The 14,572-nt window shown below is 64.1% G+C and carries 8 protein-coding genes; 3 read left to right on the top strand and 5 right to left on the bottom strand.

The genetic code is table 11. The annotated features are described in order from the left end of the window. Positions 1-89 precede the first annotated feature (89 nt). From PMN64_RS14925 to rplJ, 5 genes are all read right to left on the bottom strand, one after another. Complete coding sequence (locus PMN64_RS14925) at positions 90-2,150, bottom strand: FAD-dependent oxidoreductase (protein WP_411781199.1); 2,061 nt, start codon at positions 2,148-2,150, stop codon at positions 90-92. A gap of 180 nt (positions 2,151-2,330) precedes the next feature. After that, positions 2,331-6,533: a DNA-directed RNA polymerase subunit beta' gene (gene rpoC / locus PMN64_RS14920; RefSeq protein WP_028339320.1), complete on the bottom strand. Its 4,203-nt coding sequence runs from the start codon at positions 6,531-6,533 to the stop codon at positions 2,331-2,333. A 127-nt stretch (positions 6,534-6,660) separates the two neighbouring features. Then, the gene (gene rpoB, locus PMN64_RS14915; RefSeq protein WP_028339321.1) at positions 6,661-10,779 is read right to left on the bottom strand and encodes a DNA-directed RNA polymerase subunit beta; all 4,119 of its coding nucleotides are present in this window, start codon (positions 10,777-10,779) and stop codon (positions 6,661-6,663) included. 441 nt (positions 10,780-11,220) lie between these two features. After that, positions 11,221-11,598 carry a 50S ribosomal protein L7/L12 gene (gene rplL / locus PMN64_RS14910; RefSeq protein ID WP_028339322.1) on the bottom strand — a complete coding sequence of 126 codons (378 nt, stop codon included), beginning with the start codon at positions 11,596-11,598 and terminating at the stop codon, positions 11,221-11,223. Positions 11,599-11,651: 53 nt separating this feature from the next. Then, positions 11,652-12,170 (bottom strand): 50S ribosomal protein L10, encoded by a 519-nt coding sequence (gene rplJ, locus PMN64_RS14905; protein WP_028339323.1) that lies wholly within the window; start codon positions 12,168-12,170, stop codon positions 11,652-11,654. Positions 12,171-12,790: 620 nt separating this feature from the next. Here rplJ and PMN64_RS14900 point away from each other — a divergent pair. From PMN64_RS14900 to sigJ, 3 genes are read left to right on the top strand one after another with little or no spacing between them, the layout of a single operon-like run. Next, a complete protein-coding gene (locus PMN64_RS14900) occupies positions 12,791-13,168 on the top strand; it encodes a hypothetical protein (RefSeq protein ID WP_411781198.1) in 378 nt (125 codons plus the stop codon). 16 nt (positions 13,169-13,184) lie between these two features. Then, the gene (locus PMN64_RS14895) at positions 13,185-13,706 is read left to right on the top strand and encodes a hypothetical protein (RefSeq protein WP_411781197.1); all 522 of its coding nucleotides are present in this window, start codon (positions 13,185-13,187) and stop codon (positions 13,704-13,706) included. Beyond that, positions 13,684-14,568 carry an RNA polymerase sigma factor SigJ gene (gene sigJ / locus PMN64_RS14890; protein ID WP_411781195.1) on the top strand — a complete coding sequence of 295 codons (885 nt, stop codon included), beginning with the start codon at positions 13,684-13,686 and terminating at the stop codon, positions 14,566-14,568. Before PMN64_RS14895 ends, sigJ begins: the two co-directional genes overlap by 23 nt. Positions 14,569-14,572 lie beyond the last annotated feature (4 nt).

Here is a 14,572-nt window from a genome sequence, read left to right as displayed (position 1 = left end):
GCGGATTCGCGGAGCGCAGCATTGCCGCCGTTTGACAGCTGGTTGACACAAGGCCGGTCGCCTGGCGGCAAAACTTCCGGTCGGTGCCGCTAGTCGTCGAGGTCGGCTTCGACCTTGTCGAAGAAGGAATAGCGCAGGCTGTCGGAGTCGGCGTACCACTGCCCCGGCCCCTTGTTGGCGGCCAGCGTCAATGTCCACAGCGCATCGGTGCAGTCGCGGCGGTGCATCGACAGGTCGAAGCCGTTGCCGAAGAACAATTCCGACCACTCCCACCAGGTGCCGAGCTTCTTCACCCCGCGCAGCAGGTCGTAGCGGTCGATCACCGCCGGCGCCATGTCGGAGGTCACCGACGCGAACACGACGCCGGTCTTGACCACGCGGTTGAGCTCGCGCACCCCGCGCACGACCTGCTTCTCGCCGAGATGGCACAGCGAGGTCTCGAACACGAAGTCGAACTCGTTGGCCTTGAACGGCATGTCGGCGATCGAGCCGAGCTTGTTGTACTTCTTGAGCGCCTTCGGCGTCTTGCCGTGGATGTAGCGGTTGTTCTCGATGCCCCAGGCATCGATGCCCCGTTCGCGCAGCGCGCCGACCAGTTCGCCGCTGGCGGAGCCGGCGATCAGCAGCTTGTAGCCCTTCGCCCTGCCCCACACCGTCCTGATCAGGTCCGTCAGATAGGCCGGGTCGGTGAAGTTGCGCCAGACCTCGCCGTAGGGGCCGACGCCGCGATAATTGTCGAAATAGCTGCGGTCGATCTTGTCGGACAGCGCGCTCTCGTCCTGCGCGCGGGTACGGCGCAGCCGCATCATCTCGGTGAGGATGATGTCGGTCGCGGCATCGGAGGAATCGAGCAGTCCGTTCAGCGTCGAATCGAACAGATAGTCGCCGACCACCACGATGCCGGGGTGCTCCTTCGGCTCGGGCCGGTGGTTGGTCATGACGTCGCGCACCGGCAGGCCGCCCGGCAGCGCGTTGACCGACGACAGCCAGCGATGGATCTTGCCTTCCAGGAAATGCTCGCGCGCATCGCCGAGCGAGGCCGGCAGCGACTTCAACGCGGCGTCGATCAGTTCCTGGTCGCTGAGATTGGCGAAGGCAAGCGCATCCGAGCCTGCGATCAGCCAGTTCAGCACGCCGTGCTTGCCGACATCGTGGCGCGCGCCCTCGTTGTAGACGCAGCAGCCGCCGAACGCCTCCGACATGAACCAGGCGCCCGGGATCTTCTCGCCCCAGAACGGCTCGTCGAACAGGATCGAGACCCGCAGATAATGCGCGGGCCGGTCGAAATAGGCGACGTGCTTGACCATCGACTTGCGCAGCTGCTCGCCGTCCCAGCGCATGGTCGCGAGCCAGGAGTGCGGCAGGCAGACCAGCACGAGATCGAAGTCGCGCGTCTCCGGCCCCTTGCCGTTCATCATGTTGAGCTGGTAGCGGCCATCGGCGGTCTTGCCGACCTTGAGCACACGATGGTTGAGCTGGATGTCGGCGCTGACTTCCGAGCGCAGACAATCGATCAGCTGCTCGTTGCCGTTCTGGATCGAATACAGGCCGATATAGCCGTCGACGTCCATCACATAGTTCTTCAGCGCGTTGAGGCCGTTGGTGTTGTGGCTCTCGGTCGCAATGTCGGAACGCGCCATCACCTTGAAGAAGCGCTTGGCGGTCGCGTCCTCGACCTCCTCGTCGAGGACCTGCTCGGCGGTCTTGTAGGCCCACGGGTGCTCGTTGTCGTGGGCGCCGACGCCCTCGTAATATTCGATCGGCGACACCAGGTCGCTGCAGCGCTTGCGGAACGCCTCGATCGCCGACGCGGTCTTCGCCCCGTATTTGCGGCGCATGCCGGGAACGTCGGCGAGCAGCTCGCCGTCGAGCTGCACCTGCTCGGCATCCATCGGGATCGTCTGCAGGCCGAAATGCTGGATCAGCTCGCGCAGCGGGTCCGGCCCCGTCATCGAGTAATCATAGATCTCGGCGACGCCGGCCTCATACACCGCCGGCGCCGTGTCGAATTTGCGCGTGACGATTTTGCCGCCGAGGCGGTTCGACGCCTCGAAGATGGTAACGCGGCAGAGGTCGCCGAGTTTGCGCTTCAAATACCAGGCGCTCATCAGCCCCCCGGGGCCGCCGCCTACGATAGCCAAGTCGAGCATATGGATTCCGTCGTCTCCGGCGCGAGCCAAACAGCCGGTCTAAGTCACCCTAGCAAAGGCACTTTTTTGCCTGAAGGAAAGATGAACAAACTGCGTCCCTGCACCGCAGCAAGGAAAGAAAGCAGCAAAAAGGCCGGCTAAACGCCGGCCTTCTCGCCATACCCGTAGTCTTGCGGATGCCTATTCCGCGGGCGGCAGCGCCAGCGGCTCCGCTTCCGGAGCCGTCGGCACGATCGCCGCCTGCTGCTTCTCGCGCTCGTCGAGGATCAGCTTGTCGCGCTTGACCGCGACTTCGCGGATCCGCGCCATCGAGGCGCCGGTGCCGGCCGGGATCAGGCGGCCGACAATGACGTTCTCCTTGAGGCCCTCGAGCGGGTCCACCTTGCCGTTGACGGCAGCTTCGGTGAGCACGCGCGTGGTCTCCTGGAACGACGCCGCCGAGAAGAAGGAGCGGGTCTGCAAGCTCGCCTTGGTGATGCCGAGCAGAACCGGCGTACCCGTGGCGGGCTTCTTGCCCTCCTCCTTGGCCTTGGTGTTGAGCGCGTCGAACTCGATCTTGTCGACCTGCTCGCCCGAGATCATGTCGGTGTCGCCCTGGTCGGTGACCTCGACCTTCTGCAGCATCTGACGGACAATCACCTCGATGTGCTTGTCGTTGATGAGCACGCCCTGCAACCGGTAGACCTCCTGGATTTCGTTGACCAGATAGGCAGCGAGTTCCTCGATGCCCTTGATCGCCAGGATGTCGTGCGGCGCCGGATTGCCTTCGACGATGAAATCGCCCTTTTCGACGATGTCGCCGTCCTGAAGGTGGATGTGCTTGCCCTTCGGGATCAGGTACTCGCGCGGCTCCTCGGTCTTGTCCATCGGCTCGATCGAGATGCGGCGCTTGTTCTTGTAGTCGCGGCCGAAGCGGATCGTTCCCGCGGTCTCCGCGATGATCGCCGCATCCTTCGGCTTGCGAGCCTCGAACAGTTCCGCCACCCGCGGCAGACCGCCGGTGATGTCACGCGTCTTGGCGCTCTCGGTCGAGATACGCGCCAGGATGTCGCCAGGCATCACCTTTCCGCCGGTGTCGACCGACAGAATGGCATCGACCGACAGCATGTAGCGGGCATCGCCGCCACGCGCGAGCTTCATCACCTTGCCGTCCTTGCCCTTGACCACGATGGCCGGACGCAGGTCCGAACCGCCGCGCGTCGTGCGCCAGTCGATGACCACGCGCTTGGCGATACCGGTCGATTCGTCGAGCGTTTCCGAGATCGACTGGCCTTCGACCAGATCCTCGAAACCGATCGTGCCCTCGACTTCGCTCAGCACCGGGCGGGTGTAGGGATCCCACTCGGCGATGCGCTGGCCGCGCTTGACCATGTCGCCTTCGTCAACGTGCATCTTCGAACCGTACTGGATACGGTGGGTTGCACGCTCGGTGCCGTCGGCATCGACGATCGCAACGACCATGTTGCGCACCATCGCGACCAGGCTGCCTTCGCTGTTGCGGGCGATCGCCTTGTTCCTGATCACGATCTTGCCGTCGAAGTTCGATTCGACGAACGACTGCTCGTTGAGCTGCGCGGCGCCGCCGATGTGGAACGTGCGCATCGTCAGCTGCGTGCCGGGCTCACCGATCGACTGCGCCGCGATGACGCCGACGGCCTCACCGTGGTTGACCGGCGTGCCGCGAGCCAGATCGCGGCCGTAGCACTTGGCGCAGATGCCGTTGATCAGCTCGCAGGTCAGCGCCGAGCGGATCTTCACTTCCTGGATGCCGGCCTGCTGGATCGCGTCGACGTGGCTCTCCTCCATCAACGTGTCGCGCTTGATGACGACCTCGTTGGTGGCGGGATCGCGCACGTCATCGCAGGCCACGCGGCCCAGGATGCGCGAACCGAGCGAGGCGACCACGGTGCCGGCGTCGACGATGGCGCGCATCTTGATGCCGAGCGTGGTGCCACAATCGGTCTGCGTGATGATGCAGTCCTGCGCGACGTCGACCAGACGGCGGGTCAGGTAGCCCGAGTTCGCGGTCTTCAACGCGGTGTCCGCGAGACCCTTGCGGGCGCCGTGGGTCGAGTTGAAGTACTCGAGCACCGACAGACCTTCCTTGAAGTTGGAAATGATCGGCGTCTCGATGATCTCGCCCGACGGCTTGGCCATCAGGCCGCGCATGCCGGCGAGCTGGCGCATCTGCGCCGGCGAACCACGCGCACCGGAGTGCGCCATCATGTAGATCGAGTTGATGTCGGCATCCGCGCCCGCCGCCGTCTTCTTGGTGGACGAGATCTCCTTCATCATCGCCTTGGCGACTTCTTCACCGGCCTTCGACCAGGCGTCGACGACCTTGTTGTACTTCTCGCCATGGGTGATCAGGCCGTCATTGTACTGCTGCTCGAAATCCTTCGCCAGCGTACGGGTCTGGTCCACGATCTTCCACTTCGACGCCGGCACGACCATGTCGTCCTTGCCGAACGAGATGCCCGCCTTGAAGGCGTTGTAGAAGCCGAGCGCCATGATGCGGTCGCAGAAGATCACGGTCTCCTTCTGACCGCAGTGACGGTAGACCTGGTCGATCACGCCGGAGATCTCGCGCTTGGTCATCAGCTTGTTGATGATGTCGTACGAGATCTTGGTGCTCTTCGGCAGCAGGTTGCCGAGCATGACGCGACCGGCGGTGGTCTCGATCCAGCGCTTGGACTGCTTGCCTTCCTCGTCGAGGCCTTCCCACCGGTACTTGATCTTGGTGTGGAGGTGGATGACCTTCGAATGCAGGGCGTGCTCGAGCTCGGCCATGTCGCCGAAGATCTTGCCCTCGCCGGGCAGGCCTTCGCGCATGATCGAGACGTAGTAGAGGCCGAGCACGATGTCCTGCGACGGCACGATGATCGGCTGGCCGTTCGCCGGATGCAGGATGTTGTTGGTCGACATCATCAGGACGCGCGCTTCCAGCTGCGCTTCGAGCGACAGCGGAACGTGCACGGCCATCTGGTCGCCGTCGAAGTCGGCGTTGAAGGCGGCGCAGACCAGCGGATGCAGCTGGATCGCCTTGCCCTCGATCAGCACCGGCTCGAACGCCTGGATGCCGAGGCGATGCAGCGTCGGCGCGCGGTTGAGCAGCACCGGATGCTCGCGGATCACCTCGTCGAGGATATCCCAGACCTCCGGGCGCTCCTTCTCGACCAGCTTCTTGGCCTGCTTCACCGTGGTGGACAGACCCTTGGCGTCGAGCCGCGAGTAGATGAACGGCTTGAACAGCTCGAGCGCCATCTTCTTCGGCAGGCCGCACTGGTGCAGGCGCAGCTCGGGACCGACCACGATCACCGAGCGGCCGGAATAGTCGACGCGCTTGCCGAGCAGGTTCTGGCGGAACCGGCCCTGCTTGCCCTTCAGCATGTCGGCGAGCGACTTCAGCGGACGCTTGTTGGCGCCGGTGATGACGCGGCCGCGGCGGCCGTTGTCGAACAGCGCGTCGACGGCCTCCTGCAGCATGCGCTTTTCGTTGCGGATGATGATGTCCGGCGCACGCAGTTCCATCAGCCGCTTCAAGCGGTTGTTGCGGTTGATGACGCGGCGGTACAGGTCGTTGAGGTCGGAGGTCGCGAACCGGCCGCCGTCGAGCGGCACCAGCGGACGCAGGTCCGGCGGAATCACCGGCACGACCGTCATGATCATCCATTCCGGCTTGTTGCCGGAGACACGGAAGGCCTCGACGATCTTCAGACGCTTGGCGAGCTTCTTGTGCTTGATGTCGGAGTCGGTCTCCGCCATGTCGGCACGCAGCGTCGCCTCGAGCTTTTCGAGCTCGAGCCCCTTGAGCAGCTCGCGGATCGCCTCGGCGCCGATCATGGCGGTGAAGGAATCCTGGCCGTACTCGTCCTGCGCCTTCAGATACTCGTCTTCAGACAGCAGCTGACGGTCCTTCAGCGCAGTGAGACCCGGCTCGAGCACGACGTAGTATTCGAAGTAGAGGATCCGCTCGAGATCCTTCAGCGTCATGTCGAGCAACAGGCCGATGCGCGAGGGCAGCGACTTCAGGAACCAGATGTGGGCGACCGGCGCCGCCAGCTCGATATGGCCCATGCGCTCGCGCCGGACGCGCGACAGCGTCACCTCGACCGAGCACTTCTCGCAGATGATGCCCTTGTACTTCATCCGCTTGTACTTGCCGCACAAGCACTCGTAGTCCTTGATCGGCCCGAAGATGCGCGCGCAGAACAGGCCGTCACGCTCCGGCTTGAAGGTGCGGTAGTTGATGGTCTCCGGCTTCTTGATCTCGCCGTACGACCAGGACAGAATCTTCTCCGGAGACGCGATCGAAATCCGGATCTGGTCGAAGACCTGGGCCGGCGTCGTCGGATTGAAAAGATTCATAATCTCTTGATTCATGGTCTTCTCCTCGCGTGCCGATCGTCACCGGCAGCAAATTCGAAACTTCTATTCAGCGCGCGCCCCGCCCAACGTCCGAGCGGAGTGCGGAGGCCCGGCGCGTTTCGCGCCGGGCATGATCACAGCGTTACTCGGCCGCTTCCGACGTCGACGCCGGTCCCACCTTGGAATTGTGCAGGTCGACGTTGAGGCCGAGCGAGCGCATTTCCTTGACCAGCACGTTGAACGATTCCGGAATACCGGCCTCGAAGGTGTCGTCGCCGCGCACGATCGCCTCGTACACCTTGGTACGGCCGGCGACGTCGTCCGACTTCACGGTCAGCATCTCCTGCAGCGTGTAGGCGGCGCCGTAGGCTTCAAGCGCCCAGACCTCCATTTCGCCGAAGCGCTGGCCGCCGAACTGCGCCTTGCCGCCCAGCGGCTGCTGGGTGACGAGCGAGTACGGACCGATCGAACGCGCGTGGATCTTGTCGTCCACGAGGTGGTGCAGCTTGAGCATGTAGATGTAGCCCATCGTCACCTTACGATCGAACTGATCGCCGGTACGGCCGTCATAAACGGTCGACTGGCCGGAGGCGTCGAAGCCCGCGAGCTTCAGCATCTCCTCGATGTCGGCCTCCTTGGCGCCGTCGAACACCGGCGTTGCGATCGGCACGCCGTGGCTCAGATTGCGGCCGAGCTCGACCAGCTCGTTGTCGTTCAGCGACTTGATGGTTTCATCCTCGCCATAGATCTTCTTCAGGGTCTCGCGCAGCGGCTTGAGATCCTGCTTGTGATAATAGGCGTCGATGGTCTGCCCGATGCGCTTGCCGAGGCCGGCGCAGGCCCAACCGAGATGGGTCTCGAGGATCTGACCGACGTTCATGCGCGAAGGCACGCCGAGCGGATTGAGCACGATGTCGGCATGCGTTCCGTCCTCGAGGAACGGCATGTCCTCGATCGGCACGATCTTCGACACCACACCCTTGTTGCCGTGACGGCCGGCCATCTTGTCGCCGGGCTGGATCTTGCGCTTCACCGCGACGAAGACCTTGACCATCTTCATCACGCCGGGCGGCAGCTCGTCGCCACGCTGCAGCTTCTCGACCTTGTCGAGGAAGCGCTGCTCGAGGCCCTTCTTCGACTCGTCGTACTGCTTCCGCATGGCCTCGATCTCGGCCATCAGCTTGTCGTTCGGCGAGGCGAACAGCCACCACTGCGACTTCGGATACTCGTCGAGCACCGCGCGGGTGATCTTGGTATCCTTCTTGAAGCCCTTCGGGCCGGCGATGCCCTGGCGGTTCTCCAGAAGCTCGGCGAGGCGGCTGTAGACGTTGCGGTCCAGGATCGCCTGCTCGTCGTCGCGGTCCTTGGCCAGACGCTCGATCTCCTCGCGCTCGATCGCCAGCGCACGCTCGTCCTTGTCGACGCCGTGGCGGTTGAACACGCGGACTTCCACGATCGTGCCCTGCACGCCCGGAGGCACGCGCAGCGAGGTGTCGCGGACGTCGGAGGCCTTCTCGCCGAAGATGGCGCGCAGCAGCTTCTCTTCCGGCGTCATCGGGCTCTCGCCCTTCGGCGTGATCTTGCCGACCAGGATGTCGCCGGCGCGGACTTCCGCACCGATGTAGACGATACCGGCTTCGTCGAGGTTCTTCAGCGCTTCTTCCGAGACGTTCGGAATGTCGCGGGTGATTTCCTCAGGACCGAGCTTGGTGTCGCGGGCCATCACCTCGAACTCCTCGATGTGAATCGAGGTGAAGACGTCGTCCTTCACGATCCGCTCGGAGAGCAGGATCGAGTCTTCGAAGTTGTAGCCGTTCCACGGCATGAACGCGACCAGCACGTTGCGGCCGAGCGCGAGCTCGCCGAGATCGGTCGACGGACCGTCGGCGATGATGTCGCCCTTCTTGACGATGTCGCCGACCTTCACCAGCGGACGCTGGTTGATGCAGGTCGACTGGTTGGAGCGCTGGTACTTCATCAGCCGGTAGATATCGACGCCCGACTTGGTCGGATCGAGATCCTCGGTGGCGCGGATCACAACGCGGGTGGCGTCGATCTGGTCGATCACGCCCGAGCGGCGCGCGGCAATCGCCGCGCCCGAGTCACGGGCGACCACGCCTTCCATGCCGGTGCCGACGAACGGCGCCTCGGCGCGAACCAGCGGCACCGCCTGGCGCTGCATGTTCGAGCCCATCAGCGCGCGGTTGGCGTCGTCGTTCTCGAGGAACGGGATCAGCGCCGCGGCGACCGAAACCAGCTGCTTCGGCGACACGTCCATGTAGTCGACCTTGTCCGGCGTCACCGGCAGCACTTCGCCGGCATGACGGCAGACCACGAGGTCGTCGGTGAAGCGGCCCTTGGCATCGAGCGGCACGTTGGCCTGCGCGACGCGGTAGCGGCCCTCTTCCATCGCCGACAGATAGACCACCTCGTCGGTGACCCGGCCGTCCTTGATCTTGCGATAGGGCGTCTCGACGAAGCCGTACTTGTTGACGCGCGCGAACGTCGCCAGCGAGTTGATCAGGCCGATGTTCGGACCTTCCGGCGTTTCAATCGGGCAGATACGGCCGTAATGCGTCGGATGCACGTCGCGGACTTCGAAGCCGGCACGCTCGCGGGTCAGACCGCCCGGGCCAAGCGCCGACAGGCGCCGCTTGTGGGTGATTTCCGACAGCGGGTTGGTCTGGTCCATGAACTGCGACAGCTGCGAGGAGCCGAAGAACTCGCGCACCGCGGCAGCCGCGGGCTTGGCGTTGATCAGGTCCTGCGGCATCACGGTGTCGATATCGACGCTCGACATGCGCTCCTTGATCGCGCGCTCCATGCGGAGCAGGCCGATCCGGTACTGGTTCTCCATGAGCTCGCCGACCGAGCGCACCCGGCGGTTGCCGAGATGGTCGATGTCGTCGATCTCGCCCTTGCCGTCGCGCAGGTCGACCAGCGTCTTGATGACCGCCAGGATGTCTTCCTTGCGCAGCGTGCGATGGGTATCGGGCGCATCGAGCTCGAGGCGCATGTTCATCTTGACGCGGCCGACCGCAGAGAGGTCGTAGCGCTCGGCGTCGAAGAACAGCGACTGGAACATCGCCTGCGCCGAATCCAGCGTCGGCGGCTCGCCCGGACGCATCACGCGGTAGATGTCGAACAGCGCGTCCTCGCGCGTCATGTTCTTGTCGGCCGACAGCGTGTTGCGGATGTAGGCGCCGACATTGACGTGGTCGATGTCGAGCAGCGGCAGGTCCTTGTAGCCCTGCTCGTTCAGCACCTTGAGCGACTTCTCGGTGATCTCCTCGCCGGCTTCGGCGTAGATCTCACCGGTCTTCGGGTTGACGAGATCCTCGGCGAGATAGTTGCCGACGAGCTCCTCGTCCGACATGCGCAGCGCCTTCAGGCCCTTCTCCTGAAGCTGGCGCGCCTGGCGCACGGTCAGCTTCTTGCCGGCCTCGAGCACCACCTTGCCGGTGTCGGCGTCGATCAGGTCGTTGACGGTCGAATAGCCGCGGAAGCGGTTGGCATCGAACGGCACGCGCCATCCGTCCTTGGTCCGCTTGTAGGTGATCTTCTTGTAGAAGGTCGACAGGATCTGCTCGCCGTCGAGACCGAGCGCGTACATCAGCGAGGTCACGGGCAGCTTGCGGCGGCGGTCAATGCGCGCGAACACGATGTCCTTGGCGTCGAACTCGATGTCGAGCCAGGAACCGCGATACGGAATCACGCGCGCGGCAAACAGCAGCTTGCCGGACGAATGGGTCTTGCCCTTGTCGTGGTCGAAGAACACGCCGGGCGAACGGTGCATCTGCGAGACGATGACGCGCTCGGTGCCGTTGACGACGAAGGTGCCGTTCATCGTCATGAGCGGGATGTCGCCCATGTAGACGTCCTGCTCCTTGATGTCCTTGACCGACTTGGCGCCGGTTTCCTCGTCGATATCGAACACGATGAGGCGCAGCGTCACCTTGAGCGGCGCAGCAAAGGTCATGCCGCGCTGGCGGCACTCGTCGACGTCATATTTCGGCTGTTCGAACTCGTAGCGGACGAATTCGAGCATCGAGGTGCCGGAGAAATCCGAAATCGGGAACACCGAACGGAACACCGCCTGCAGGCCCTCGTCGAGCCGACCGCCGGTCGGCTCGTCAACCATCAGGAACTGGTCATAGGACGCCTTCTGAACCTCGATGAGGTTCGGCATCTCGGCGACTTCCTTGATGTGACCGAAAAACTTGCGTACGCGTTTGCGACCGGTGAATGTCTGCTGCGCCATCGTGGCCTCTCATTTTCGTCGCCTTTATGGGGCGAACCTTCCGGGCGCGACTGCCATCGGCCCCGGGTTGAATTTCGAATCGTCTCGAAGGAACGAAGCGCAAAGTCAGGAATTAAATCCCCGTCCCGGCCCCGACCACCTCCAAAACGCAAAACAACGCGCGGGGCGCATCACTGCACCCGCTCGTCCAAACGCTCCGCTTTACGGACTGAAAAAGCCCGAAATCTGACTGTCTCCCAACGGCTTCCGCCGAGGACCCTGCCGTCCCCGCCGCCTACCGTGTTTTTCCGCTGCCAACCCGATATGGGATGGCAATAAAGGAGATTCGAGGGTTAAGTCCACGGATCCCCACACTTTTTTGTGTCCGGCGCGCCACGCGACAACCTGTCGCACGTCGCTTGCATGGCCCGGGAGCGCCCGGAGGCGCTCCCGGATCGCGCATTACTTGAGGTCGACCTTGGCGCCAGCCTTCTCGAGCTGGGCCTTGATCTTGTCGGCTTCTTCCTTGTTCACGCCTTCCTTGACGGGCTTCGGAGCGCCTTCGACGAGGTCCTTGGCTTCCTTCAGGCCCAGGCCAGTGATGGCGCGGACTTCCTTGATGACCTCGATCTTCTTGTCGCCGGCGGCAGCCAGCACGACGGTGAAGTCGGTCTTCTCTTCAGCCGGAGCAGCGGCAGCGCCGCCGGCAGCCGGGCCAGCAACCGCGACGGCGGCAGCGGCGGACACGCCCCACTTTTCTTCGAGGAGCTTGGCCAGTTCGGCCGCTTCGAGCACGGTGAGGCTCGAGAGGTCGTCGACGATTTTCTGCAGATCAGCCATTGTTCAGTTCCTTAAACGTTTGGTTCGAACCAGGTTTGAGATTAGCGAAGGGGTCAGGCCGCTTCGCTCTTTGAGGCATGAGCCTGAATGACGCGTGCGAGCTTGGCCGCGGGCGCATTCGAGAGCTGAGCAAGCTTGGTCGCCGGCGCCACGAGGAGGCCAACGATCTTGCCGCGCAGTTCGTCGAGCGACGGCAGTGAGGCGAGCGCCTTCACGCTGTCGACATTCAGGACGGTTTTACCCATCGAGCCGCCGAGGATGACGAACTTCTCGTTCGCCTTGGCGAATTCGACGGCAACCTTTGGCGCCGCAACCGGATCGTTCGAAGTGGCGATCACGGTCGGCCCCTTCAGCAGGGAGCCGATGGCTACGACGTCAGTGCCTTCAAGAGCAATTTTGGCGAGACGGTTCTTCGAGACCTTCACCGATGCACCCGCCTGCTTCATCTGCATGCGCAGCTTCTGCATCTGGGCCACGGTGAGGCCGGAATAGTGAGCAACGATCGCAACCGACGTGGTCTTGAAGACCTCGTTAAGTTGTTCGACCGACTCTTTTTTTGCCGCTCGTTCCACAGCAAGCTCTTTCCGGTTGGCGGCCTTTCCGCGAAGGCAGGACCGCCGGGTTGCACCCATCGTCCCGCCCTAAACCTGATCCGCAGGGTGCAAGACCCTTCGGACACGCCGGGCAAGACGACATCTAGAAGCCTGCCCTCCCAGAGCCTTGCGGCCATGGGCTGTCGAGGTTCGAACCAAACCAGCCTCTCAAGCCGCGAACGATCCGCGACCTGGAGTGCAAAATCCGGTCTTCACCCGTCTATGCAGGCCATACGATTAAGCCGTTGAAAACACGAAGTTCTCGCGGGCGCCTGCAGTCTTGGACAGGATCGAGGCGCTTCAGCATGCTGAAGGCCCCTGCTCTCATTCCTCTGGAGGCGACGGGTCTCCTTCCTTTCGAGCATCCTTGCGGGCATGCGGAAAGGAATGATCTCCTATCATCTCAGGTTTTCGGAATGCGAGCACGGACATGCCAGCAAGTGCCAGCACGCCCGGAAGGCGCTATGTAGCCGGTCCTGCCCTGCTTGCCAAGAGCAAATTTCAGACCAGTTCGGCGATCTGCCCGGCCCAGCAAAAAATTTCTTCCCGGACGGCGTCACGCCCCGATGCCCTGGCTCGTCTGGGCGCTGGAGGTTCGCATGAAACGATGGATTGCAGGAATTCTCGCCCTATTCAACCTCGCCAATGGGCTGGTGATGCTGTCAGCCGGTTCCACCTGGTGGTCGCTGGTGCCCGGCGCCGCCGATACTGGTCCGTTCAACCCTCATTTGGTCCAGGACGTCGGCATCGCCTTCATCGCGGCCGGGCTCGGCCTGGCGGCGCGAGCCTTGTGGCCGGCCTGGTGGCCGGCAGCGGTCGCGGGCGCCGCGTTCCTGGCCGGCCACGGCGCGCTGCACCTCGTGATGATCGCCGCCGGCCACGACCGCCATGCCGCATCCGATCTGGTGGCGGTCGTCCTGCCCGCGGCACTTGCCCTCTATTCCGCCCTGCCAAATCAAGGAGACCGACATGCGTAGCTTCATCGCGCGCCGCTTGCTGCGCGCCTATTCCAGGCGCTACGGCTACGACACCACCTATCTCGAGATCATGCTCAAGGAATCGCCCGCCGCGTTCTTCAAATTCGCCGCCGCAATGAAGGCCGCCGCCTACCGCGCCGTCGCGCCGGTTGAGGCCTTCTATGCCGCCAAGCTGACCGGCGCCCTGGCCGAAGATTGCGGTCCCTGTGCGCAACTGGTCGTCGACATGGCAATCGGAGCCGGAATGGCGGAGCAGCAGGTCACCGCCGTGCTCCGGCGTGACGTTGCCGCCATGACCGCGGACACCGCGCTCGGTTTCCGCTTCGCGCAGGCGATCGTGCAGCGCTCGACCGACGACGATGCCTGCCGCGACGCGGTTCGCGCGCGCTGGGGCGAAAAAGGCGTGATCGACCTCGCTTTGGCCCTACAAATCGGCCGCATCTTCCCCATGATGAAGCTGGCGCTGGGATATGCCAGGGAGTGTCGCCGCGTGACCGTGGCCGGCCATCAGATCGATGTCATCAAGCAGGCGGCCTGAGCGCGACCCGCTGGGTCCGTATCGGACGCGGCTGACCGGGCTTGCCTATCGCATGCTCGGCAGCCGCGGCGATGCCGACGACGTGGTGCAGGACGCCTGGCTGCGGTTCGCCGCGGCGGACGACGTTCGCAATCCCGAGGCGTTCCTGGTCACGGTGGTGACCCGGCTCTGTCTCGACCGGCTGAAGAGCGCCCGCGCCCAGCGCGAGCTCTATGTCGGCGCCTGGTTGCCCGAGCCGGTGTTCGACGAGGCGCTGTCGGCCGAGGCGGCAACCGAACTCGCCGACGATCTCTCCTTCGCGCTGATGCTGGCGCTCGACGCCCTAACGCCGCTCGAGCGTGCCGCGTTCCTGCTGCACGACGTGTTCGACCGGCCGTTTGCGGAAGTCGCCCGCACGCTCGAGCGCAGCGAGGCGGCTTGCCGGCAGCTCGCCGCGCGCGCCCGCCGATCGGTTCGCGACAACCGCCCTGTTCCCGCCGAGCCGCCCGAAGGCCACGCACGGCTGCTGACGGCATTCTGCAAGGCCGCGGCCAGCGGCGACGTCTCCGCCCTCGCCAACCTGCTGCGCGAGGATGCCATTGCGATCACCGACGGCGGCGGCCGCAAGCTGGCGGCGCTGAAGCCGATCAAGGGGGCCGAGAAGATCGTCCGCTTCATCATCGGCATCGCCGGCAAGAACGCCGGCAGCGAGGTTCGCGTCGAACCGATGATGGTCAATGGCAGCGCGGGCGCGCTGATCTTCCTCGATGGCGAAGTCGACCACACGCTGAGCATGGCGATCGACGGCGAGACTGGCCGGATTGCGGCGATCTACATCGTCCGCAACCCGGACAAGCTGTGCCACGCGCCGCGCCGGAACTGAAGCT

The sequence above is a fragment of the Bradyrhizobium sp. UFLA01-814 genome (assembly GCF_046718885.1).
GTDB classification, from domain to species: Bacteria; Pseudomonadota; Alphaproteobacteria; order Rhizobiales; family Xanthobacteraceae; genus Bradyrhizobium; species Bradyrhizobium elkanii.
This window is presented reverse-complemented; position numbering and strand designations above follow the sequence as displayed.

Coding starts and splice junctions, on each gene's coding strand:
- PMN64_RS14925 (WP_411781199.1), bottom strand. CDS start 2,150: ATGCTCGACTTGGCTATCGTAGGCGGCGGCCCCGGGGGGCTGATGAGC.
- rpoC (WP_028339320.1), bottom strand. CDS start 6,533: ATGAATCAAGAGATTATGAATCTTTTCAATCCGACGACGCCGGCCCAG.
- rpoB (WP_028339321.1), bottom strand. CDS start 10,779: ATGGCGCAGCAGACATTCACCGGTCGCAAACGCGTACGCAAGTTTTTC.
- rplL (WP_028339322.1), bottom strand. CDS start 11,598: ATGGCTGATCTGCAGAAAATCGTCGACGACCTCTCGAGCCTCACCGTG.
- PMN64_RS14900 (WP_411781198.1), top strand. CDS start 12,791: ATGAAACGATGGATTGCAGGAATTCTCGCCCTATTCAACCTCGCCAAT.
- sigJ (WP_411781195.1), top strand. CDS start 13,684: ATGTCATCAAGCAGGCGGCCTGAGCGCGACCCGCTGGGTCCGTATCGG.